We start from the raw sequence: 23425 nt of genomic DNA, 5'->3' as shown, positions 1-23425 counted from the left end.
TATCGATATAATAGGGTGTATGGAGCCAATAGAAGTTTTCAAAGCCTTATCCAATGAATCCAGATTGCAAATTTTACAATGGTTAAAGGAACCTGATCGTCATTTTACACCCCATGAAGGGATTGATATGAATACTACAGGGGTATGTGTTAGTCAAATAACAGATAAATTGAAAATGACGCAATCAACAGCATCTCAATACCTTTCAATTTTACTTCGAGCTGGATTAATTACGACAGAGCGTATAGGTAAATACACGTATTATAAAAGAGATGAAAATGCCATAAAACAAATTGCTGAGATTCTAGAAAAAAATATTTAATAAATGAACTGAATTCATACATCAGAATTCAGTTTCATTTATTAAATACAAATCGACTTATCGTAATATGTTTTTTTGTCCATACATATTAACAATTCTAGATATGTAAATGCATTATGTTTAGGGAGTGATCTACATTGTCAAACACTGTAAAGATTTACATTTTAGCTATTGTCAGTTTTTTAGTTGGTACATCAGAGTATATCATCTCTGGTATTTTGGATAATATTTCTGAATCATTAGGGATTACGATAGCTGCAGCTGGCCAGTTAATTACGATTTTTTCTCTTGTGTATGCCATCTTCACCCCAGTATTAATGGCTTTAACATCGGGAATGAATAAACGCAAGTTAATGTTAATTTCACTTAGCGTTTTTATTCTAGGTAATATTCTTGCATTCGTCCTCCCTGGGTATCAATTATTTATTGTGTCAAGAATTATTATGGCTCTTGGAGCGGGGATGGTCGTAGTTACTGCATTAACAATTGCTGAAAAAATTGCACCAAAAGGTAAGCAAGGTGCCGCTATTGCTACAGTAGTAATGGGATTTACAGCATCATTGATCATTGGCGTCCCACTGGGCAGAATGACTAGTGATTTCTTCGGTTGGAAAGCTGTATTCGGAGGAATAGCCTTACTCGGATTATTAGCCATGGTGATCATTTCTCTTACGATTCCAAAAATCCAAGGGGATAAACCTGTACCTTTAATTCAACAACTTGCTCTTTTTAAAAAACCAAAAGTAGTGTTGGGATTAGCCATCACCTTTTTCTGGCTCGGTGGTTATTCAATTGCCTATACCTATTTATCCCCTTACCTTTTAAATATATCAGGTGTAAGCAGCAAATTGCTGAGCGGAGTTCTCCTCGTATTCGGGATTGCTAGTCTAGTTGGGTCAAAGTTTGGTGGATTTAGTACCGATCGATGGGGTGTGAATTTTACTCTGATTAGTGGAATGACATTACATGTCATCATGCTCATATTGCTCTCACTAGTTACGCATTCTTATGTTGGAGTATTACTCATTTTAATATTATGGTCATTTGCTGCATGGTCTTCTGGCCCGACTCAACAATATCACTTAGCTACAATGGAGCCAGAGTCATCAGGTATACTATTAGGTCTCAATCAGTCAATGATGCAATTGGCGATGGCTGCAGGTGCAGCTATTGGAGGTATCTTTGTAGAGAGGGTTTCTCTATCTTCCGTTACTTGGGCAGGTGCTTTAGGCGTTGCAATCGCGATCATTGTAACAATATTGGCTTCGCGTGCTACTTCGAGTAATGAAATTCGATATACTTAAACAGTAGAACGATGGGAAAAAACGTGATTCAATTTAAAAAATAATGACAGAAAGTAGGAAGCACCTTTGCACTCAATTAAAAAAATAGGTCAGAGTTTTTGGTACATCACACCAGTAGCACTCACCGACCGCCCCATCCTAGGCATGGTCGCAGGCAATAACAAAACATTAATGATCGATGCAGGCAATTCAGAAGATCATGCGAACTATTTTATCCAGAAAACTTTTAAACACGAGAACGCCAAGCCAGATATGGTTGTCCTCACGCATTGGCATTGGGATCATATTTTTGGTCTGCCAGCGCTGTCTGATTCGGTTTCGATTGCTTCTGCAAAGACCAGAAAGGAAATGGAGAAGCTTGTTCCGTTTTCGTGGTCAGATGATGCGATTGATGAGCGGGTGAGGGAAGGAACGGAGATTGAGTTCTGTGCGAAGGCGATCAAAGAAGAATATCAGGATCATCGAGATATTCAGGTGGTTTTACCGGATGTGACGTTTGACCAGCGGATGGAGATTGATCTTGGTGGGGTCACTTGCGTCGTGCAACATGTTGGAGGCGATCATGCTGCTGATTCCGTGATCGTGTATGTGAAAGAAGAGAAAATCCTGTTTCTTGGTGATTGTATTTATCCTAAAATGTATGCCGAAAAAGTACATTATACGGTGAAGGAAACGTTGCGTCTTTTAGATGAGTTAGATGCTTTTGATGCTGATATGTATATTCCTTCACACCAAAGACCGTTGACAAAAGAGGAGTTTCGTCAGGAAACAGACAAACTTCGGATGATAGCGAAATTCACTGATCTATTTGGTGGAGATAAGCAGAAAATCACGAAAGAATATCAACATTATGTGAACAGAGAACTGAAAGAAGATGAATTAGAAACCATTGCTTACTTTGTAAATGGGTATTAAATAAACACTAAAAAAAGTCTCATTTGAGTGATTTTCCTCAAACGAGACTTTTTTTGCATCACGTATTGTGACAGACTTATTTTTAGCATTGATCATAAAAACAATCCCCAAGTAGGTTTGAGTTTTCCTTATTAGGAGGTAAAAAACAGATGGACAAAATAACTGACCCATACGACACTTTCAAAACCAAAATATCCAAATATCCAATCGAACAAAATCATTGGCAAGCCTTCAAAGATGGAACAACAATTAAACAATTAAAAGCGGGTACATGCATGGTCAAGGCTGGCGATCTTGTGAAACACGCTTATTTCTGCATAACGGGGCTCTTCCGTCTCTTCTATTTGTTACCGGATGGAAGGGAGTACAACGTGGCTTTTACGTTGGAAGATGATTTTGCTACTTCTTATGCAAGTATGATCAACAGGCAGCCTTCTCCTTATTCGATTGAAGCGATGGAGGATTCTATTGTGATTGAAATTCCGTATGATCTGCTTCAAATGTTGATGGATAGAAGTCATATGTGGGAGCGGTTTGTTCGGGTTAGTGTAGAGAGGCTCTATACGAGAAAGGAAGAGCGTGAGAGGGAACTGCTTTATTTGCCAGCAATTGAGCGATATCAGGCGTTTTTATTAAAATATCCCGGGCTACATCAACGTATCGCTCAATATCATATTGCCTCATATATTGGCATTTCTCCGGTTTCGCTGAGCAGGCTGCTCCATCCTGCTGAACATTAACCTATGTTAATGCACATTTTGTAGATCTGACGTACAATCATCACATCATAGAAGAATCGGGGGTATGATGATGAAATATATGATGGTTGTTTTATTAGAGTTCTATCCATCTTGGCTTGCTTTGCCACGAGAGGAGCGAAGAACTCATGCGGCTTCGCTGCAAGAGTTGATGCAGAAATATGAGGAACATGTGACGGTGCGCTTTTTTGATGCTGAAGCTCTTCCAGGTAAAGATTACACAGATTTTGTGATGTGTGAAACGGAAGACCTGAAGTTCTATCATTTTATGTGGGAAGAGATTAGAGATTCTATTCCTTACACAAGTGGTTATGTCAAAATTAAAGAAGTCATCATGGGAATGGAAAATGCTTTTCAAACATATGAAAAAGAATCTCTGAAAATGGATCAGTAATCGAAAACCACCTGCTATCAGGTGGATTTTTGTACATTCTATTTTTTGGTATAATCAGAGGTAATGTAAGAACGGAATTTTTGAACTGAATCGGAGGTACATATGAAACAGCTTTACATGAAGCAGAAAGTATTTAGTCTGAGCGGCAGGTTTACTGTAAAGGATCAACAGGAGAACGATGTGTATGTGGTCGAAGGCAGCTTTATGAAGATGCCGAAGACGTTTACCATTTTGAATACAGAACGAGATGAAATCGCTGTGATTACGAAGAAAATGTTTACCTTTTTACCGAAGTTTTTTGTAGAAGTTGATGGTCAAGAGGTATTGACGATTAAAAAAGAGTTTACGTTTTTTAAAGCAAAATATTCAATTGATGCTGCTGGGATCGAAGTGCAAGGTAACTGGTGGGATATGAATTTCCAAGTGCTGCAGAATGGCGAAGTGATCGGTCAGGTGAAGAAGGAATGGTTTACTTGGGGTGACAGCTATAAGGTTGATATTTTGAAAGAAGAGATGGAGCCTGTGATGATTGCGCTCGTTGTTGCGATTGATTGTGTGAAAGCTGATGAAGCAGCGTCTAGGTCTTCGTCGTCGGCAACGACGAATTAATAAGTGAGGTGAGCACACTGATCACATTCCAATACAAAGTATTTCTAACAGTCGTCGAATGCGGCAGTTTTACAAAAGCCGGGGAGAAGCTTGGGCTGACGCAGTCTGGGGTGAGTCATAATATTGCAAAGCTTGAGTCGGAACTCGGGATTGTGCTGCTTCGGCGGAATCGAAACGGGCTGTCGTTGACGGACGCAGGTGAGCGGGTGATGCCGCATATCCGGCAAATCTTGCATCATGCGGCATTGCTTGAGCAGGAGGCGGCGCTAATTCAAGGGATGGAAGTGGGGAGCATCAAGATTGGGACATTCCCTAGTTTTTCTTCAAATGTCCTGCCGCGCCTCATTCATCGTTTTACGCAAAGCTATCCGCATATCAAGCTGGAGTTATATGAAGGCGGTTATGAGGAGATTGAGGAATGGATCGCTTCAGGCACGGTTGATGTTGGTTTTTTAACGCAGTCATCGAGGGAATTCGAGACCATTCCACTTTTTCAGGATGAATTGGTGGTGCTCATACAAGAGAATCATCGCTTTCATACGAAGAAAGTGATCGAAGTTGATTCATTGCATGATGAAGCCTTTATCATGCCGAAAGCGGGTTGCGATATACTCGTCAAGAAGCTGTTAAAAGAAAGAGGCGGCGTGAAGCCTCATGTTTTGTTTGAAATTGAAGACAACAATACGCTCATTTCTATGGTGCAAGAAGGGCTTGGGGTCACGATTATTCCAAAATTAGTGTTACCGCCGCACATACCTCATACGAAAGTCATTCCACTGGAGACGAGCGTCTTTCGTGAGGTCAACTTGGCGTTCAAATCGTTCAAGGCAGCTTCCCCATCGGCGAAAAGATGGATTGAAACGGTCAAAAGTCATTTTAAATAGAATCAGCTTGAACAGGATGTCTCCCATTCAAGCTGGTGTTTTATAAAGTCAACACGCCGCGGATCGTGATGACAGCTGCGCCTGCCACTTTGATCACCGGCTCTGATGCATTTGGAATGACTGTGATACGAAGCAAGCCAGGTCTACCGATGGCATCGCCTTGGGCAATGTTCAGGTGAGTGATTTCTTGCTGAGAAATGATGCCCTCCAAATAAAGATATCCAGCCAATGCCCCGTTTGCTGCTCCCGTCACAGGATCTTCGGGTATACCAATCCCAGGTGCAAAATCTCTCGTATAAAGATCGCATTCTTTTGAGGTGTGGAACGTATAAAGGTGGGTTGTTGAGATGCCATGCTCTTTATTCATTCTAGCTAAAGCCGCTAAGTTTGGTGCCGCTTGATCAATGTCCTGTTGGTGCTTCATCGGAACAAGAAGATGCCAGTTACCGGTGTTTGCTAATTTGATAGGATAGGATGGATCAATGCGGTCACTGCTCACACCAAGCATGTCACTAAGCTCGTCTAAATCGATGACAAAATCTCGTGTCTTCGGTGTCACCTGCGTCATTTCCACATCAACAACCTTGCCATTTTCTTCGTGCCATACGACAGGAACATTGCCGATCTTTGTTTCTAACACGACCCCTGATCTCTCTTTAGCCAGCCCTAGCTCCGTCGCCAGAAGCCAAGTCAATCCAACAGTCGCATGCCCGCAAAAATTGACCTCTTCCGTCGGCGTGAAGTATTTGACCCGATAATCGGCTTCCTTATCATGGGCAGGCAGCAAGAAGACGGATTCCGGTAAATTCAACTCCTTGGCGATGCTCTGCATGTCATCTTCTGTTAAAAACTCACCATCCAACACCACCCCAGCGGCATTTCCTCCAAATTTCTCAGTTGTAAACGCATCAACATGATACACTCTAATGTCTCTCATCTGACGAACCCTCCTATACATTTTTGTTACGTTTATCATAAGTTTGTTTGAAGCATTCGTAAAATGAATCTTTTTGATGTTTTAAATCGGAGATGTTCATGTAAGAGAGGGGGATTCACTGTACCTATTAAATTGGTAGTTTGATAAGTCTTTAGTCATGTTATTAACTCTTGTATCTATACTAGATGAAATGTATAATATTTGTATATAAAAACATTAATAGGAAAAGTGAGGATATATTTATGAAAATGGTCCTGAAATTAGTAGCTTCTATTCTATGTGTGATGATGTTGAGTTTTCATATACAAGAAAGTGTGAGTGCCACAGAGGGTGGAACGAAAACAACGGTTGATCGTTATCAATATGGTGATAATTATCTGACAGGTAAAACAGCGCCAAACGCAATCGTTGCATTCGTAGATTGGGGTGTTCCGAGTAACTGGAAATCTAAATATATGCACTACGCAAAAGCAGATAGTAATGGAAACTTTAAGTTGTTTTCTTGGAACATTAGTTCAGGTCAAACGGCGGAGTTAGATACGTATGACCAAAATGGGACAATGCTTTCTTCAAACAAAGTGTATGTTTTCAAGGAATCTTTTAGCTCATTAGATCCGATATATGATACTTCTCAGGAGTTAACTGGGAAAACTGTGAAGAACACAAAAGTAGAGGTCATGAAAGATGGCAAAGTAATTGCCTCAGGCACATTCAATGATGCCATTCATTTGAAGCTGCCTGCCCTAAGTGCAGGGACATTCCTAACAGTGAAAATGACGACTGGCAGCAATATCGACGTTTACAAAAAAATTGTGAATCCTAAGAAAATCTCACTTATTCCTACGACAAAATGGTCTAAATCAGTGAAAGGCCAAACGGGAATTCCTTATGCAAAGATCGTCTTTAAAAATCAAAAATCAAGTGACATCATTCAATCGATGACTGCAGATGGTGATGGCAACTTTGAGTTGAATTTAGACAAAAACACAATAAAGTCATTAAATCAAAGTAAATTTCAAGTGTTGGAACCTTCTTATGATAATGCTTTGTATGAGACCACTTTCCAACTGAGATCAACCGCTCCGACTATTGATCCTTTTACTCAGCTTTCAACTTCAGTGGGCGGAACTGCAACTCCTGAAAGTATGATCAATATTTTAGATGGAGAGGGAAGAGTCATTGGGGAAGGTCAGACAGACTCTAATGGCGTCTATGATGTTCCTGTTTCAAAGTTAATCGGTGGTGACTTCATTACAGTCAAGTCGTTCATGGCTGATAATCCGAGTGAAACGGATCAATCTCAGGAAGATGTACAGAAAGTTTTTGTGGAAGAAATCGATGATTCAAGTGAGACCATTAATGGCATGAGTACGTTTGGCGATCAAGCTATTGTAGAGGTGCAATCTGATTCAACGAATAACACAATAAAAGCAATGTCGAAACTCAGCGCTAGCACAACGAAAAAGAAATTTGGACCATTCAACATTACGCCGGGCAAAGATTTTAAATTGAAAACGGGAAAATTACAACAAGGATCTAAAGTAACAATCACGTTGCAGAGTGGAAAGAGAAAGGTCGCCTTGCCAGCCTTCACCGTCAAAAAAGTCGTCACATCTCCACTTGCATCATCCCAAGTGAAGGTGACGAACAATAAAGGGAAAAATGATACGGTGACGATAAAAGGAATCAAAAAGCAATCAGTCATCAAAGTTTTTAAACAATCTTCTGGTGGAAAAGCGATTGCCCAACAGGCTGCATCTAGCTCGAACCTGACAATTTCCTTGAAGCAATTGGGTCAAACAAGTGGAACGCTTTATATCAGTATAAAAGAGCCTGGTTTAAAAGAGGGAAATCGAGTACCAATTCGTTATCAGGGTGAAAAGTCAGATGCTTTAAAAGCCAGCCAAGTCAAAATCAATAATCTTAAAAATAAAAATGACATCATTACAGTGAGTAAATTGAAGAAAAAAGATGTAATTAAAGTCTACTCAACAAGCGGGAAATTACTAGCTGCATCAAAACCAGCTACCAGCTCGTCCATCAAATTGTACGTTAAACAAGTTGGGACTAAGAGCGGTAAAGTGTATGTCACACGCAATAGCGATAAGATGCTGGAAAGCGGAAAGCAAACCATTTCTTTTAAAGGTGAGCCGTCTGCTTCGTTAAAAAGCAACCAAATCAACATTGTAAACAACAAAAAGAAAAAAGACGTGGTCACAGTCAGTAAACTCACAAAACAAGACGTTGTTAAGATCTATCATTCTTCAGGAAAGCTTATTGGAAAGTCAACAGCTACTAAAGGCAAAGTTGTAAAAGTCACTTTCAAACAACTAGGCACTAAGGGAGGAAAACTCTACTTCACCGTCACTGGGAAAGGCATGTCGGAAAGTAGTAAAACGGTAAAGGCGTTTAAAGCTGAAAAGTAGAGCTTAATGATCATTTTAAAAAAATCGTCATTCATTTCTATGGTGACGATTTTATTTTTAAAAGCCAAACGATATAAATTCCAATGATAGGAGAGTGTTTATATTGAAAAAATTGCAGTATTTTATCCTAATGGTTGTCATCTTTTGCTGCAGTATGTGGTCCGTGACTGTTCAGGCACAATCCGGATATTTCAACACATATACAACGTATTCTGCAATGTCCGGTTCTGGGTTCTACACTTCTATGCAAGGGATGGCTGTAGATCGTAATAATAATATGATTTATGCTGCAAAAATAAATACGTCAAATCACTTGACGCAATTGTACGCTATTAAAATGAACAGCTCTTCAAGCAATAGAATTGTTAAGCTCCTTAAAAACTCTGACACCAACAGTACTAGTAATGACTTAGGACATGCTAATGACTTAGCTGTGAAAGCTCAAAAAGGTGATGAGCAAGTTAGCTTATATGTAGCGCCTATGGCCGATGGTGCAAAGTATGTAAAAAAGATAGTGAAGTTAAGTGTGAACACGAAGAAAAATACGTACAAAGTGGCTAAATCCTATGTCCTTCAGTACCAAGGGGCGAATTTATCAATTAGCGGCATCACATATTCTGTTGGAGCGGACAAGTTTATTGTCAGGTCTGGCAATCGCTTTTTTATTGGGAATTTTAATGACCAAAAAGGACAATTTGAATATGAGGCAACATTTACATTAAATTATACGAAAGCGATTGTAAATCAATCAGTGGTGGATGTTTCTAAGTACATTCTTCAAGGCATTTCTTTCTATCAAGGAACATTATATGTACCATTATCTAAGCCAGACTCCAATGGAGGGGCTTCTAATGTGAGTGTCATTCTCACATATCCATTAAATATCAATCAAATCCTGAAAGAGCAAAAGGAAACACCTGCAAAAGATTTTTCAAAAGAGTTGTTTACTAGAAAAGACCTTTCATTTCGAATTACGAGCAGTGCATTTACTCTTTTTGAAATAGAAGCTGTTGATTTTGATGACGGAACTTTATATTTTAATACAAATCGCGGGAAGAAAGGCACACAAGAAGATATGATCGCGACGTTCAATGATTATAACTATTACAAGTGATAGGTTATTTGCAAAAAGCCCCTCAGTTTATGAGGGGCTTTTTCCGTCCATCACCCATAATAATTATTGGCTTGAATAAAAAATTGGGATTGTGTGTAGTTATATGTGATTTTCGAAAAGTCGAAGGGCTGGCCGTTTGTGAGGTGAAAGACCGTCTCGACGCGGAGGGCGGGATCGTCTTGTTTGAGGCCGAGGTGCGTCGCTTCGGTTTCATTCAATTTGCCTACTTGTAAGTACATATCGGAGAAACCGACTTTGAGCCCCAAACCTTCACTGACGAATTTAAAAACAGAATCGGCGGCAATTTCTGTGTTGAGATAAGGAATAATCGTTTTTCGGTAATAGGATTCTTCTAAACATAAGGTTTGTCCGTTGATGTAACGAATGCGTTTAAGGTAAAAAACATCTTCATCTTGTTCAATGTTCAAATTAAGTGCAGCTTCTTCGGACGGCTTGATGGTGTCTAGCATTAAAACCTCTGATGTCAGTTGAAATTCCTCTAAGTCTTTTTTAAACCCTTGGTTGGATAAAAGACTGATGTAGCCCTTGCGTCGGTGTCTTCGAACAAAGATGCCGCTGCCCCTCACTTGATAGATAATTCCTTTTTTTTCGAGTAATTCTAACGATTTGATAATGGTACTTTTGCTCACAGCAAATTGACTCATGAGTGTTTCGAGTACAGGGAGCTTATCTCCTTGCTGCATCTCATGGGTGACAATATATTTTTCAATATCGCTCGCAATTTGTTGATACTTTAACATGGCTATTCCTCTTTGTTTTCACGATTTATTGTCTTTGTATTATAGCACATACCAAATTTCCTTTGATATGCTATTTAAAATTATATATGTATTGATAAATTGTACCGGTATAATTATAATGTACATATACTAGTAGTGATAAAGGGGGGTTTTATATGTCAAAAGTGAGGGACTATCAAAAGCTTGCAGAAGACATCTTAGAGGCAGTTGGCGGAGAAGAAAATGTGGTGAGTGCTGCAAGATGCGCCACGCGGCTGCGTTTGGTCTTGAAACGTTCGAATCCAAAGGCAAAGGAAGCAGTCAATGCGATGCCTGGCGTCATTACCGTGGTGGAAAATGGCGGTCAATTTCAGGTCGTTATCGGTCAGCATGTTGGTGAGGTATATGAGCATTTTTCAAGCCTTGTTCAGCTGCAGCCGTCTGATGATGATCAGCCAAATGAAAACAAGGGAACGGTGCTGAACCGTGTCATCGCGACCATGTCTGCTGTGTTTGCGCCATTTGTGTATATTTTGGCAGCAGCAGGTATTTTACAAGGTGCACTTATCCTCATTAATTTATTATTTCCAAGCTTCTCGAAAACGGGAACGTATGAAGTCTTTAGCTTTATTTCATGGGCGCCGTTTACGTTCTTGCCTATCTTTATTGCCATCACAGCAGCCAAGCATTTTAAAACGAATATGTATATCGCCGTAGCGTGTACAGCAGCGCTTGTCAGTCCAGCTTGGACGGAGATTGCTGGACGCGTGGCATCAGGGGAAGGCGTTACCTTTTTAGGCATAGCGTTATCTGAAACAGTTTATACGTCATCTGTTTTGCCGCCGCTATTCTTGGTATGGATTCTTTCATATGTAGAGAGATTTTTAAACAAACGCATTCACGAGGTGGTCAAACCGTTATTTGTCCCATTTATCTGCATGGTTGTCATGGTTCCGTTAACGATTCTATTAATTGGTCCTCTTTCGACAGCCGGTGCAAATGGGATTGCAAACGGATACAATGTCTTAGCGGAAAATGTCCCAGCTTTAGCAGGTGCTATTATCGGAGGATTCTGGCAAGTGCTTGTCATTTTCGGTGTTCATTGGGGCATCACACCAATGGTGCTCGCCAACTTTGAACAATATGGACGTGACTCCTTCCAGGCATATCAAACCATCGCTGTTATCGCTCAGGTCGGCGCAGTGTTAGGGGTTATTTTAAAAGCAAGAAACCGCGAAACACGAAAAGTCGGGGTTTCAGCGGGAATCACGGGTCTCTTTGGAATTACTGAGCCTGCGATTTATGGGGTTACCCTGCGTTTCAAAAAACCATTTATTTTCGGATGTATATCTGGAGCGGTCGGTGCCATTGCTGCCAGCTTCTTTACGCCTTATTACTTTGCGTATGCAGGTTTGCCTGGTCCACTGACGATTGTAAACGGAATTAGTTCAGATTATCCAACATCGATCATCGGCATATTGATTGGTGTCGCAATTGCGCTGATCTTACCAGTTGTGCTTATTCAAATGTTTGGTTATGGGGAAGATACAGTGGAACAGACAGCCGGTGCAACGTCTGATAAAGAGCAAGTTGGAGAAAAAATGAATGCTTCGATGAATAATGAAGAAACCATTCCTGCACCGCTTGCAGGGAAAGTGATCCCGTTATCTGAAGTGCCAGATGCCGTATTTAGCTCGGGGGCGATGGGCAAAGGGTTTGCGATTGAACCGACAGACAACAAGCTGTATGCACCGTTTGACGGCAGTGTCGTCATGCTTGCGCCAACAAAGCATGCGATTGGACTGCGTTCAGAATTCGGGGTGGAGTTACTAGTTCATGTAGGAATTGATACGGTTTCCCTAGATGGCTCAGCATTTACTCTGCATATCAAAGAAGGCAGCAAGGTGAAGAAGGGTGACTTGTTGATGACATTTGATCAAGAAGCCATTGAAAGCAAAGGATTAAAAACAATCACACCAGTCATCATCACCAATACACAAGCGTACGAAGATGTGATTGTAGAGAAACGTGAGACATGTCAGCCAACAGACGTCATGATCACAATTGTGAAATAGGAGGAATGAATAATGACATTACCAAAAGATTTTCTATGGGGCGGAGCATTAGCTGCACATCAATTTGAAGGTGGATGGAATGAAGCTGGAAAAGGCCCAAGTGTTGTAGATGTGATGACAGCAGGTGCTCACGGAGTACCGAGACAAATAACTGAAACGATAGAAGAAGATAAATTTTATCCGAACCATGAAGCGATCGATTTCTACCATCGTTATAAGGAAGATATCGCAATGTTTGCCGAAATGGGTTTAAAATGTTTACGTACATCGATTGGCTGGAGCCGGATTTTCCCTAAGGGAGATGAAGCAGAACCGAATGAAGCAGGTTTACAATTCTATGATGATGTATTCGATGAACTGCTCAAGCATGGCATCGAGCCTGTGATTACGTTGTCTCACTTTGAGATGCCGCTCCACTTAGCAAGAGAGTACGGCGGGTTCCGCAGCCGAAAAGTCGCTGAGTATTTCGCGAAATTCGCAGAAGTATGCTTCAATCGATACAAAGACAAAGTCACATACTGGATGACATTTAATGAAATCAATAACAAAATGGATGTCAACAACCCACTATTCCTTTGGACAAATTCAGGGGTATCAGTCAAAGAAGGCGAAAATGCCAAAGAAGTCATGTATCAAGCAGGACATCATGAATTACTTGCAAGTGCATGGGCAGTAGCCAAAGGAAAAGAGATCAATCCTGCTTTCCAAATTGGAGCGATGGTTTCTCACGTGCCAATCTATCCATATTCCTCAAACCCTGAGGATGTCATGCTGGCAGAGGAATATATGAGACAGCGCTATTTCTTCCCAGATGTACAGGTGCGCGGCTACTATCCGAGCTATGCATTAAAAGAATTCGAACGCGAAGGCTATCACATTCCATTTGAAGAAGGCGATGAAGAAAGCTTAAGAAAAGGAAAAGTGGATTATCTAGGCTTTAGCTACTACATGTCGACAACGGTTAAAAGTGATACGGTGTCTGATCACAACGGAGACATTGTCAACGGAGCCCTGCCGCATGGTGTAGATAACCCTTATATCAAATCAAGTGACTGGGGCTGGTCCATTGACCCGACAGGCTTAAGATATACATTGAATCGTTTTTACGACCGCTATCAAATCCCGTTATTCATCGTAGAGAATGGATTTGGTGCAATAGATCAAGTGGAAGAAGACAGTTCTATTCACGATCCAGAAAGAATTCAATATCTCGCTTCTCATATCGAAGCACTGAAAAAAGCCATTGAATACGACGGTGTCGACCTTATTGGCTACACACCTTGGGGCATCATTGATATCGTGTCATTCACAACAGGCGAAATGAAAAAACGCTACGGCATGATCTACGTTGACCGCGACAACGAAGGAAACGGCTCAATGAAGCGCCTTAAAAAAGATTCGTTTACTTGGTATCAAAACGTCATCGCAACGAATGGTGAAGAAGTGTAATAAAGGAAAATAGAAGCCCGGACGAGCGTGGTATATGCTTGTTCGGGTTTTTGCGTTCTTTCAGAAAAATTGGTGTGTATATCCTTTTGTTCACTAGATATAAGTCTTATAATTTAGTAAGAAGAAAAGATTGGAATGGGAGAGATTTTAAATGACAAAATGGTGGATGGTTCGTGCAGGCGACCAGAATGATTTAATTCCGATGTGGGAAGAGAAAGGCTTAGCATCAATCGGTTGGCCGAAATTAGGTAATCCAAAACAATATCAAACAAAGCAAGAGATGAATGCCCGAGCTGATGTTATCTTCGCCGAGAGCAAACCGTTTACAAGAAGAAGCTGGGTTAGTCAGGTATGGAGGTTCAGTAGAGAAATTCAAAAGGGAGATCGAATTATTACATACATAAAAGAAAGCCGTGAATATCGGGTTGGTACGGTGACTGCTCCACATTTTTTTGATGAAGCAGCAGGGGATAAAATGTATCCAAATCATATTCAAGTCAACTGGGAACCAATCGCAGTGAAACGAGATTCTTTCAGCCAATCAGCCAAAAACAGCCTCGGTTCTATATCAACTGTTTTTCGTGTAGATGATTGGGGAGAAGAAATTGAACACCTACTGAAAAACCCTACTTCTATATCAGCATCCGAAGATGAAACCGAAGAAGATGAAATTATTGAAGATTTAGTCAGCAAAGCAACTGTGATGATTGCAGATAAGGTGGATAAATTGGACCCGTGGAAGATGCAAGACTTAGTCGGGGGCCTACTGCAAGCTATGTCATACAATGTTCGTGTGAGTCCAAAAGGTCCTGACGGCGGTGTAGATGTATTAGCTTATAAAGATGCATTTGGATTTGAAAAACCTATTATTAAAGTACAAGTCAAGCATCGAAAAACTTCAGCCAGTGCACCAGAAGTGCAACAATTATTAGGAGCTAACCCCATGAATGCAAATAGTTTATTTGTTTCTACTGGCGGATTTACTTCTCATGCAAAAGCTGTTGCGAAGCATAATGAAGTTCATCTATTGGACTTAGAAGAACTCGTCAATCTTATTGTACAATGGTATGAGGACATGCCAACAGAGACAAGGTCTTTATTACCTTTGAAAAAAGTGTATGTGCCTGAGTGATCTTTTATTGTTTATGTTTTATTAATGCCTGAATACAAAGAAAAAAGAGAGTAATAGCGACAAAATAGTTCATTGGATTGTGAAAGATCTTAATGTTCAAGGATATTTGAAGAAGAATCCAAAAACCGAATATCACCATAACAGCAGGAATGATTTTTTTATACACATTGATTCTCCTTTCGAGAGTAGTTTGTTTTTAATTGGCATTGTCTCATATCAATGCAGAGATTGAAATGAGATAAAGATATTCATAGGTTCTATTATACAATTTGGTATAATTGATCTATAAAAGAGATAAATGGTAGATAAAGAATAGGAGTTGTTGAAATGAATCAAACTCTGCAAATGGGTGCCAATACCGTACTAAACTCTCCAAAGGGACAAGTATCCATCAGTTATGAAGTATCATCTGCAATTGATATTTCTTTAACAGCGTTTCTCTTAACAGATTCAGATCTAGTTCAAGGAGATCATGGCATTATTTTTTACAATCAGCCGGAGAGTGCCACGGGTGTCGCGACACTTTTACCAGCAGAGATATCAGGTCAGTTGAAAAGGCATCAATTGAATTTTGATATGAGCAAAGTGCCTGCTGGAATCACAAAGGTGGCGATTACACTAACAGAGGATCAAGGCATTGGTTTTTCTCAAGTGAAGAATCTGCAAGCAGAAATTCAAACAGGCGATGAGGTACTATACCTTACACCAGTAAGCTTTACAAATGAAAAGGGTATTGTCGTAGTAGAGCTATATATCAGAAATGGTGAAACGAAAGCACGATCCATCTGGCGTGGCTTCGATTCTGGATTAGAAGGGTTATGTCAGCTTTTTGGGGTAGAGGTTGAACCTGATGAACAGGATGTTTCTACACCTCTTCAAATGACTTCTGAAAAATTAATTGATGAGCCTGCTCCAATGAAGCCAGCTGCTAAAGAGAACGTCGCTGCACCAATTAGCTTAGAGAAAGTTCAAGGTAAAATTAGTCTAGACAAAGGTCATAAACCGATCATCATTGAAAAAACGCCTGAGATTACAGCTACAGTATCCTGGGAGTCTGGAACTGATTATGATATTTATGCATTGGTCTATACGAAGTCAGGAAAACAAATAGATGTGGCCATGTTTGGCGCAAAAGGTGTTCCTGCTCTCAAAAGTTACGGTAACGGAGCTGTAGAGCATATGGGAGATGTCGGTAGAGACCGTGAATCGATGAAAACAGAAGTCATTAAATTACGGTTAAATGACGATATCCTTGCTATCGTTCCGGTTGTTTATTCTGCTCAATCAAACGGAACAGGTTCTTTTTATAGATATAGGGTATCTATGAGTATCGATAATCACCAAGGAACATCTGTGACAATTCATGCCAAACATGCGAATGATAATGATCGGATTTATTCTTGTGTGCCGGGTATGCTTCAAAATACAAATGATGGTGTGATCATACGTCCGCTGGAGCTTTACAGCAAACCAAATTCCGAGCGTAGACCTAAATTAAAAATGAAGTCTTCTGATGAAATTGATGTTTTGATGGATAAAGGACCAATCAATGATTATAAATAAAATGAATGTATGGCTAGTTGGCAATAAGAAAACATAAGGTTTTTAATATAAAAAGAGTATAGAAATCCTAAAAAGAAGAAGCAGAAGAAAGCACTTAATGAACGAATTAAGCTATATGAAACTTCCAAAAATTCATTTTTAGATCATTTTCTTGAACAGATCAAATTTGCAAATGGATATGGTGAATTTATTTTAGTCGCAGAGAGTTTTCATTTTGGATTATGCATAGAGCGAACGGAATATTATTATGAGCTAAGTATTTGGGATGTATAAGAATTAAAAAATATGTAATAAGAGACGCGATTTATTTGAAGCATAGCTTGATGTGGAAAGATCTATGATAACGAAAATTTGATCAAAATATAATTCTATATGAGTATGTTATTCACCCGCTTAAATAATGCCTAAAGTCATAGTTATTGGTTTAAAAAAGAATTAATTGAGTATAAAGATCTAATTTTTTGTTAAAAATTTCTTCTGTCAGCCGATATAGATATTATCATCCAAAAATGTGCGTTTCAGGAAATAGATTTTGTGATGAAACACTATATCGTTATGAGGGAAGGAAGTTTAAAATGAAGTTTTTAAAGAAAAGTTGGAAGTATATTGTGGTAGCCATTGTTGCAATGTTTATCGGATCGGCAATGTCTGGCTCATCACCATCAAAAGCAAGTGAAAAACTAAAGAAAGAAAACGAAACTCTACAGAAAAAAGTAGATGAATTAGCTCCATATGCAAAATTAGCTGAGGCTGATGCAAAAGAAAAAATGGAGAAAATAGAAAAGAAAAAAGAAGAAGAAGCTAAAGCTAAGAAAGAAGAAGAGAAAAAGAAAGAAGAACTAGCGAAGAAAAAAGCTGAGGAACAAGAGAAAAAGGGTTACGATACTGGCATCACTTACGAACAATTGGCTAGAACACCTGAAAAATATAAAGGGAAAAAAGTGAAATTTAAAGGTGAAGTTGTCCAAGTCATGGAAGGTGACGGTACGACAGAAATAAGAGTAGCTGTAGATGAATATTACAATGATATTGTTTATGGTGCTTATCAAGCTGATCTCGTCAAATCACGAGTTTTAGAAGGAGACGTAATTACTTTTATGGGTACTTCTGAAGGTGTCATTACATATGAATCCACGACAGATGGTAACATTACAATTCCAAGCGTAAGTATTGAGAAAATCGAAAATTAAGGTTTTCTATCGAACACTTAAAAAGTTTTTACTTGGATTAAGAGTCATCCGTCAAAGTTTTTGAAAAAGGAGTGGCCGCCTGCCACTCCTTTTTTGTATCAATTCCCCTCAAAATTAAGCAATTCACTATCTTTACCTTTCTCATTCGTATAAAATAAGAGCAGTGAAAAATTGAAGAAATGCTTGATACATGAAGGGCGTGTAAGCTGTGAGCTGCATGACATGATGAGATGTATGAACGTGAAGGCTGCAAAGCTGTTCTTCCTCACATATGAGATCTTGTAAGCGTAACCATTATTTGTCACTTCATTGCGATGGTGTTGAGGGGTGTGTCAGGATGAGGAATCCGTATGTGAGAACGGCTTCTAGTCTGTATATTAATTACTTTTTATTAGGTATGGTCAATATTATTTTGGCTTCAAATATGCCATTTTTAATCAAACAATTAGATACCAATAGTGCGGGAATTAGTTATATGATTTCGGCGCTTGGCATTGGCAGGGTGCTCACGTATGGTTTATCAGGCGTACTGTCAGATCGTTTTGGACGAAAGCCGGTTATTTTGGTTTCTGGTGTGCTGATGGCGTTGTTCCTCATCGGAATCCCATTGTCACCGAATTATCAAATCGCGTTTGCGTTTGCGATTTTGGCAGGGGTCGCGAATTCGGCAATGGATGCAGGAACGTATCCTGCGTTAATGGAAGCTTTTCCGCAAAACTCGGGATCTGCGAATGTGATGGTGAAGGCCTTTATCTCCATTGGGGCCACCATTTTGCCACTGGCGATTTACTTTTTAGCAGAGCATGATTTGTTTTATGGAATTTCATTTTTTGTTCCTGCTCTTATCTATCTTGTGAATGTCTTGATGCTGTGGACCTTGCCATTTCCGAATCATCGTAAGGTGGAGCAAGTCCAGGTAACAGAGCATGATGGACTTCCGCGCTTCTCGACAGAGCCTACATTTTGGAGGGAAGGGATCGCACTCATTTTGATCAGCTTTACGTCAAATGGGCTGTATGCGCTGCCGCAAATTTGGCTTCCTATGTACGGTGAGGCTATCTTGGGGATGGCTTCGGGCAGTGCTGTGAAACTGCTCAGTTACTATAGCATGGGCGGGCTGCTGTCTGTTGTGATGCTCGCATTTCTTTTGCGCCGTTTTGTCCGTCCGGTCACTGTACTGCTGATCTATCCAATCATTACACTTGTTTCTATTTGTGTACTCTTGGTCGTGAAATCGCCAGTGATAGGAACCGTCAATGCTTTTGTATTAGGGTTTTCAACAGCAGGAGTTTTTCAGCTGACGTTAACTGTGATGGCTGAATTCTTCTGGAAAAACAAAGGGACGATGACGGGGATTATCTCCACAGCGGGCGGCGTGTCGGCTATCGTCATCCCGGTCGTAACAGGGTTAATTCAGAGTCACGCGTCCATTTTACAAATCTTTATGTTCGATGCAGTGGTGGCTGTTGCAGCCATTATCGGCGCACTGTATATCCTGTATCGCTACCGTCAAGTTATGGTACATGATTAAAAAAAGACGACCTCCGCTTAGGAAGTCGTCTTTTTTTTGTTTTAGAAACGGTCATTTTCAAAAAGAATTTGTTTTACTTGATCAACTGGCATATCTTCGCCAGTAAATAGTTTGTAAGCAAGTGCACCTTGCCATAGCATCATTCCAAGACCGTTAATCGTTTTGGCGCCAGCTTCCTGTGCTTGTGCAAGAAGCTTTGTTTTTTGCGGGTTGTATACGACATCTGTCACGATCAAATCTTCACGAAGTACATCAAGTGTATCATCGATAATGCTGAGCTGATCTAGTGGTTTCATGCCAAGGCTTGTCCCGTTTGCCAGGATCGCACTTTCTGCTACTTCACGGCGGAACGCGTCTTTGTCTTCAAGTGGGAAAATGTTTGCTTTGACACCGAAAGATTTCATTTCGTTGTTGATGTAATTTACATTTTCTTCTGCTTGAACGAAGTATTGGTCATTACGAGCAAAAATACTAATTTCACGAATACCGGACTGTGCAAGCTGAATCGCAATCGGAGTTGCCGCGCCGCCAGAGCCAACAAGTGTGACTTTTTTGCCGGCTAATTCAACGCCATGCTCAATCAAGTTTCTCACATATCCAAGACCATCTGTGTTGTAGCCGATGAGCTTACCATCTTTGTTTACTACAGTGTTACTTGCACGTGTATATCTTGCAGAATCATCTAGTTCGTCTAAGTAATCTAGTACTTTCATTTTGTTCGGCATAGAGACGTTAAATCCAGCTGCACCCATTGCTTTCATACCGTTTACGGCTGCTTCTAGTTCATCATTCCCTACTTCAAATGCGAGGTAAGCATAGTTGATACCTGTTAGTGTATAGCCAAGGTTATGCATACGTGGTGAAAGGCTGTGTCCGATTGGTGTAGCTAGAAGACCGACTAATTTTGTTTTTCCATCAATATTTCGTTCATGTATGTTTGTCATGATTGACATCTCCTTTAATTATCTAAATAATTTTTTCATGCGTCCAAGAACAAAGACCGCTAGTAATACGCTAATAACCGCAATGATCATATCGAAAAATAACGTCATTTTAATATCGTACGTGCTGACCAATCCACTTGTAATGAGCGGCACGAGAATAAACGCTGAGCTTGCCGCAATATTAACGTAGGATGAAGCCGTTGCTTTGTTTGTCGGGAACAATTTCATCATAATACTCATCGCCAGCTGGAAGATTCCTGCTGTAAATAGCCCTAAGAAGAAGGTGCTGACAATGACAATGCTGTACGTTTCGATTTGGAAAAGTGAAAGCATTGCAAGGAACGCCCCAATTGGATAAATGATTGCCACCATAATCGGTGAAATGAATTTATCTAAGACGATCGAAAGCAAGAGAACAGATACGAGTGCACCAATACTAAAATAAGATAGAAGCTGTGTGGCTTGTCCTGTGCCAAGTCCGATTAATTTTAACCCGAGCTGCGGAAGCCATGTCTGCCATACGACAAACAATGCAGTCGACGTGAATCCCATCAGTACAACAGCTAAGCCTTCGCCAAGCATTTTTGGTTCTTCCTTCAGCTGGTCTTGTACTGGAAGAGCGTCTTGTGAAGAAACTTGCTTATGGTTCGGGAATGGCATAAAGATTAAGTAAATTCCTACAAGTAAATAAAGAAGCCCTAGTCCAAAGAACGCCCAGCCCCAGAAGATGTCATGTGCCACTAGGTACGCCAAGATAAATGGAAGAACAGTCGCCCCAATGGATACAGACGCTTTTACTAAAACAGAAGCCGAACTTGCTTTTTTCGGAAATGACTCTGTCAAAGCAGGGTAGGTTCCTGAATCAAGCAGTGAGTTGGCAATACCTGCTGAAATCGCAAAGATAAATGCCAGTGTATAACTCGTTGTCGTTGGAATACCGATTAAGAATAATAAGTAAAGAAAATTTCCTGTAATAATGACAGGCTTACGTCCCCAGCTATCGGCTAACCGACCTGAGAAAAAGAGAGCAATGAGTTTACCAATTCCGATCGCCGATACAAGCAAGCTGATTTTCGGAATATCTACATGGTAGCGCTCAGATAAGCTGTCCATGTTGGAAGCTACAATAATATTGATCATGCCAAGCATGAAGTAGTTTAAATACATGCCAAGTGACGATTTAATATAAGGATTTTTCATGTTCCCACTCCTATATTTGAAACCCCTTTAAGGTCAAATTCTTTGTATACCCTTTGTTATTGTTTCCTTCAAAATGAATAATATGAAGCCCATCACAACACCCCTTATTGATGAAAAAATAATGAATATCCATCTGTTCTTCAATCAAGTACATCGTTCTACTAAAATGTAAAAAATAATAACAGCCTTGATTAGGAAGTGAAACTTCATGATTTGATCAGAATCATAAAAAATCACTTTTAACTGTTTTTTGATAGAAATAACGATAGGACTAAATAAGTATAACGATATACTAAAAGAAGCAACGAGATAAATATACTCCTGCATTTTAAATGTGTCAAGTTTATGACTTTGTGATTTAAAAAAAGAAAAATGAAACAAAGAAATAGTTGACTTGTTCAATAAAAAAAGAGAATTGCTGCACACAATTCTCTTTTCATCATGATGGAGAGGTTTCTCTAATATGAAGTTGAGGCTTTAAAATCAATCTCTGCAGCTCTTCATCCTGATCGTTCATTTTATGATATAAAAGGTTCGCTGCTTTTGCCCCGATGGATCGGGGGAATGAAGAAACAGTGGTGAGCGGCGGATGGTACATCTCCGCTTCAGGAACATTATCGAATCCAACCACATCAATATCTTCACCTGGCTGGATGCCCCGTGCTGACAGTGCTTGCATGACTCCAAATGCAACTAAGTCACTAAAACAAAAAATAGCGGTAGGAGGCTCGGGTTGATCCATCACTTGAGCGAGTGCTTCTTTCCCGCCTTCACGAGTAGGTACGATATCAATAATAAGGGAATCATCAATCGTCAGGTTTTCATCGTCATGAGCTCTTTTGAAACCTTTCATCCGCTCAATCCAAGTCGATGAGGTCTTGATGCCGCCTAAGAAGGCGATACGTCGATGCCCCTTCTGAAGAAGATGATGAATGGCCATCCAAGTGCCTTGTTCATAATCAACACCGACATAATCACATTGCACATCTGATAACTCACGATTTGCAAGTACTTTTGGGGTGCGAATTTGATTTAATTGTTTGACGGTTCGAGCAGAGCTTTTCGAAGCTGGGTTTAAAATAATTCCGCCCACTCGGTGCTCTACCATGGTGGAAATGAGCCGCTCCTGTTTGTCGACACTGTCAAAGGTTGTACCAAGTAAAACGGTATAGCCTAGTGATTCAAGCGTGGTTTGCACGCCGATTAAAAATTCCGAAATAAAGGTGTTAGAAATATCTGTGACAATCACACCAACGATATTTGAGCTTTTTGACCGCATGTTGGCAGCAACGCGGTCATATACGTATCCTAAGTCTTCCATGGATTGCAGTACTTTGTTTCGAGTGGCTTCAGAGATTCTAGGATTGTTTCGAACAACGAGTGATGCCGTTGAAGTCGAGACACCGGCATGCTTGGCGACTTCCTGTAATGTGACACGCTGTTTGTTCATTTTTTTCATTTATCTTCACCAACTTCAATGGATTGCCTAACTTTGTTCATGATCAAGAGGGATTTCTCCATCAGACGAGCCGAACATCTTTTGGTTTATTATACATGAATTAGGGGGGATTGATGAAGTGAAGACATATGGGTATCACCGTAAATCATAAAAGATTACCATTGACAGCATTCTGATTGAGGCGTAAAATATAAAATTATTCAGAAATAGCAACATTTTAATTAAATAACGAAGGCTATGATTGCTGTGGGTCACACTATAGCAGGAGCAGCTTCTGGAGAGACCGCATGTATGTGCGGCGCCGAAGGGTTCACAATCTCAGGCAAAAGGACAGAAGAGTACGAAATATTGTATTTGTGATGCATGGATGATGCCGTGTATTACTTTTCTCTATTTTGCTATTCTTTTATGACCGTGAGATTGGAGCGCATCCAATCTCTTTTTTTTATGGACTTTTTAAAGAGTTCATTATTTCAGTA

General features: G+C 40.1%; 21 protein-coding genes and 1 riboswitch. Of the genes, 16 read left to right on the top strand and 5 right to left on the bottom strand.

All coding sequences use genetic code 11. The features are described from left to right. Positions 1–19 precede the first annotated feature (19 nt). The 7 genes from QR42_RS18315 to QR42_RS18285 all read left to right on the top strand — a co-directional run bounded on the left by QR42_RS18315 (position 20) and on the right by QR42_RS18285 (position 5186). On the top strand, positions 20–322 hold the full coding sequence (locus QR42_RS18315; RefSeq protein ID WP_039182804.1) for an ArsR/SmtB family transcription factor: 303 nt from the start codon (positions 20–22) through the stop codon (positions 320–322). 137 nt (positions 323–459) lie between these two features. Continuing rightward, the gene (locus QR42_RS18310; protein ID WP_039182800.1) at positions 460–1626 is read left to right on the top strand and encodes an MFS transporter; all 1167 of its coding nucleotides are present in this window, start codon (positions 460–462) and stop codon (positions 1624–1626) included. A gap of 66 nt (positions 1627–1692) precedes the next feature. Then, positions 1693–2541, top strand: coding sequence for an MBL fold metallo-hydrolase (locus tag QR42_RS18305; RefSeq protein WP_039182797.1), 849 nt, complete (start codon positions 1693–1695; stop codon positions 2539–2541). Positions 2542–2690: 149 nt separating this feature from the next. Next, positions 2691–3281 (top strand): Crp/Fnr family transcriptional regulator, encoded by a 591-nt coding sequence (locus QR42_RS18300; protein WP_039182796.1) that lies wholly within the window; start codon positions 2691–2693, stop codon positions 3279–3281. Between the two features lie 70 nt (positions 3282–3351). Further along, entirely contained in the window at positions 3352–3693 is a 342-nt protein-coding gene (locus QR42_RS18295) for a darcynin family protein (RefSeq protein WP_039183409.1), read from the top strand. Positions 3694–3795: 102 nt separating this feature from the next. Next, positions 3796–4302 carry an LURP-one-related/scramblase family protein gene (locus QR42_RS18290; protein WP_039182793.1) on the top strand — a complete coding sequence of 169 codons (507 nt, stop codon included), beginning with the start codon at positions 3796–3798 and terminating at the stop codon, positions 4300–4302. An 8-nt stretch (positions 4303–4310) separates the two neighbouring features. Further along, positions 4311–5186, top strand: a complete 876-nt coding sequence (locus QR42_RS18285) for a LysR family transcriptional regulator (protein WP_235354781.1) — start codon at positions 4311–4313, stop codon at positions 5184–5186. Between the two features lie 40 nt (positions 5187–5226). Here the strand turns inward: QR42_RS18285 and QR42_RS18280 are convergent, their stop codons facing one another. After that, positions 5227–6123, bottom strand: a complete 897-nt coding sequence (locus QR42_RS18280) for a PhzF family phenazine biosynthesis protein (RefSeq protein ID WP_039182788.1) — start codon at positions 6121–6123, stop codon at positions 5227–5229. Positions 6124–6365: 242 nt separating this feature from the next. Here QR42_RS18280 and QR42_RS18275 point away from each other — a divergent pair, with 242 nt between their 5' ends. Then, entirely contained in the window at positions 6366–8549 is a 2184-nt protein-coding gene (locus QR42_RS18275) for a hypothetical protein (protein ID WP_039182785.1), read from the top strand. Positions 8550–8679: 130 nt separating this feature from the next. Then, positions 8680–9663 (top strand): hypothetical protein, encoded by a 984-nt coding sequence (locus QR42_RS18270; RefSeq protein WP_442852935.1) that lies wholly within the window; start codon positions 8680–8682, stop codon positions 9661–9663. A 50-nt stretch (positions 9664–9713) separates the two neighbouring features. Here the strand turns inward: QR42_RS18270 and QR42_RS18265 are convergent, their stop codons facing one another. Next, positions 9714–10424, bottom strand: coding sequence for a GntR family transcriptional regulator (locus QR42_RS18265; RefSeq protein ID WP_039182781.1), 711 nt, complete (start codon positions 10422–10424; stop codon positions 9714–9716). 155 nt (positions 10425–10579) lie between these two features. Here QR42_RS18265 and QR42_RS18260 point away from each other — a divergent pair, with 155 nt between their 5' ends. From QR42_RS18260 to QR42_RS18230, 7 genes are all read left to right on the top strand, one after another. Next, positions 10580–12478 (top strand): beta-glucoside-specific PTS transporter subunit IIABC, encoded by a 1899-nt coding sequence (locus QR42_RS18260; protein WP_039182778.1) that lies wholly within the window; start codon positions 10580–10582, stop codon positions 12476–12478. Between the two features lie 9 nt (positions 12479–12487). Beyond that, entirely contained in the window at positions 12488–13927 is a 1440-nt protein-coding gene (gene bglA / locus QR42_RS18255; protein WP_144246078.1) for a 6-phospho-beta-glucosidase BglA, read from the top strand. Positions 13928–14078: 151 nt separating this feature from the next. Then, complete coding sequence (locus QR42_RS18250; protein WP_039182772.1) at positions 14079–15059, top strand: restriction endonuclease; 981 nt, start codon at positions 14079–14081, stop codon at positions 15057–15059. 327 nt (positions 15060–15386) lie between these two features. Then, positions 15387–16622: a TerD family protein gene (locus QR42_RS18240; protein WP_039182768.1), complete on the top strand. Its 1236-nt coding sequence runs from the start codon at positions 15387–15389 to the stop codon at positions 16620–16622. Between the two features lie 105 nt (positions 16623–16727). Continuing rightward, the gene (locus QR42_RS19820) at positions 16728–16895 is read left to right on the top strand and encodes a YxiF family protein (protein ID WP_442852934.1); all 168 of its coding nucleotides are present in this window, start codon (positions 16728–16730) and stop codon (positions 16893–16895) included. A 302-nt stretch (positions 16896–17197) separates the two neighbouring features. Continuing rightward, positions 17198–17812, top strand: coding sequence for a hypothetical protein (locus tag QR42_RS18235; protein WP_039182765.1), 615 nt, complete (start codon positions 17198–17200; stop codon positions 17810–17812). Between the two features lie 337 nt (positions 17813–18149). After that, positions 18150–19343: an MFS transporter gene (locus QR42_RS18230; RefSeq protein ID WP_039182762.1), complete on the top strand. Its 1194-nt coding sequence runs from the start codon at positions 18150–18152 to the stop codon at positions 19341–19343. A 41-nt stretch (positions 19344–19384) separates the two neighbouring features. Here the strand turns inward: QR42_RS18230 and QR42_RS18225 are convergent, their stop codons facing one another. The 3 genes from QR42_RS18225 to QR42_RS18215 all read right to left on the bottom strand — a co-directional run bounded on the left by QR42_RS18225 (position 19385) and on the right by QR42_RS18215 (position 22946). Continuing rightward, positions 19385–20287, bottom strand: coding sequence for a shikimate dehydrogenase (locus tag QR42_RS18225; protein WP_024423990.1), 903 nt, complete (start codon positions 20285–20287; stop codon positions 19385–19387). A gap of 18 nt (positions 20288–20305) precedes the next feature. After that, positions 20306–21487: an MFS transporter gene (locus tag QR42_RS18220; protein ID WP_039182759.1), complete on the bottom strand. Its 1182-nt coding sequence runs from the start codon at positions 21485–21487 to the stop codon at positions 20306–20308. A gap of 439 nt (positions 21488–21926) precedes the next feature. Continuing rightward, positions 21927–22946 carry a LacI family DNA-binding transcriptional regulator gene (locus tag QR42_RS18215; protein WP_039182756.1) on the bottom strand — a complete coding sequence of 340 codons (1020 nt, stop codon included), beginning with the start codon at positions 22944–22946 and terminating at the stop codon, positions 21927–21929. Positions 22947–23210: 264 nt separating this feature from the next. Further along, positions 23211–23290: riboswitch (glycine riboswitch) on the top strand. Positions 23291–23425 lie beyond the last annotated feature (135 nt).

Source organism: Bacillus sp. WP8, assembly GCF_000800825.1.
Lineage (GTDB): Bacteria > Bacillota > Bacilli > Bacillales > Bacillaceae > Bacillus > Bacillus safensis.
This window is presented reverse-complemented; position numbering and strand designations above follow the sequence as displayed.

Coding starts and splice junctions, on each gene's coding strand:
- QR42_RS18315 (WP_039182804.1), top strand. CDS start 20: ATGGAGCCAATAGAAGTTTTCAAAGCCTTATCCAATGAATCCAGATTG.
- QR42_RS18300 (WP_039182796.1), top strand. CDS start 2,691: ATGGACAAAATAACTGACCCATACGACACTTTCAAAACCAAAATATCC.
- QR42_RS18295 (WP_039183409.1), top strand. CDS start 3,352: ATGAAATATATGATGGTTGTTTTATTAGAGTTCTATCCATCTTGGCTT.
- QR42_RS18290 (WP_039182793.1), top strand. CDS start 3,796: ATGAAACAGCTTTACATGAAGCAGAAAGTATTTAGTCTGAGCGGCAGG.
- QR42_RS18280 (WP_039182788.1), bottom strand. CDS start 6,123: ATGAGAGACATTAGAGTGTATCATGTTGATGCGTTTACAACTGAGAAA.
- QR42_RS18275 (WP_039182785.1), top strand. CDS start 6,366: ATGAAAATGGTCCTGAAATTAGTAGCTTCTATTCTATGTGTGATGATG.
- QR42_RS18270 (WP_442852935.1), top strand. CDS start 8,680: ATGGTTGTCATCTTTTGCTGCAGTATGTGGTCCGTGACTGTTCAGGCA.
- QR42_RS18265 (WP_039182781.1), bottom strand. CDS start 10,424: ATGTTAAAGTATCAACAAATTGCGAGCGATATTGAAAAATATATTGTC.
- QR42_RS18260 (WP_039182778.1), top strand. CDS start 10,580: ATGTCAAAAGTGAGGGACTATCAAAAGCTTGCAGAAGACATCTTAGAG.
- QR42_RS18250 (WP_039182772.1), top strand. CDS start 14,079: ATGACAAAATGGTGGATGGTTCGTGCAGGCGACCAGAATGATTTAATT.
- QR42_RS18240 (WP_039182768.1), top strand. CDS start 15,387: ATGAATCAAACTCTGCAAATGGGTGCCAATACCGTACTAAACTCTCCA.
- QR42_RS18235 (WP_039182765.1), top strand. CDS start 17,198: ATGAAGTTTTTAAAGAAAAGTTGGAAGTATATTGTGGTAGCCATTGTT.
- QR42_RS18230 (WP_039182762.1), top strand. CDS start 18,150: ATGAGGAATCCGTATGTGAGAACGGCTTCTAGTCTGTATATTAATTAC.
- QR42_RS18225 (WP_024423990.1), bottom strand. CDS start 20,287: ATGACAAACATACATGAACGAAATATTGATGGAAAAACAAAATTAGTC.
- QR42_RS18220 (WP_039182759.1), bottom strand. CDS start 21,487: ATGAAAAATCCTTATATTAAATCGTCACTTGGCATGTATTTAAACTAC.
- QR42_RS18215 (WP_039182756.1), bottom strand. CDS start 22,946: ATGAAAAAAATGAACAAACAGCGTGTCACATTACAGGAAGTCGCCAAG.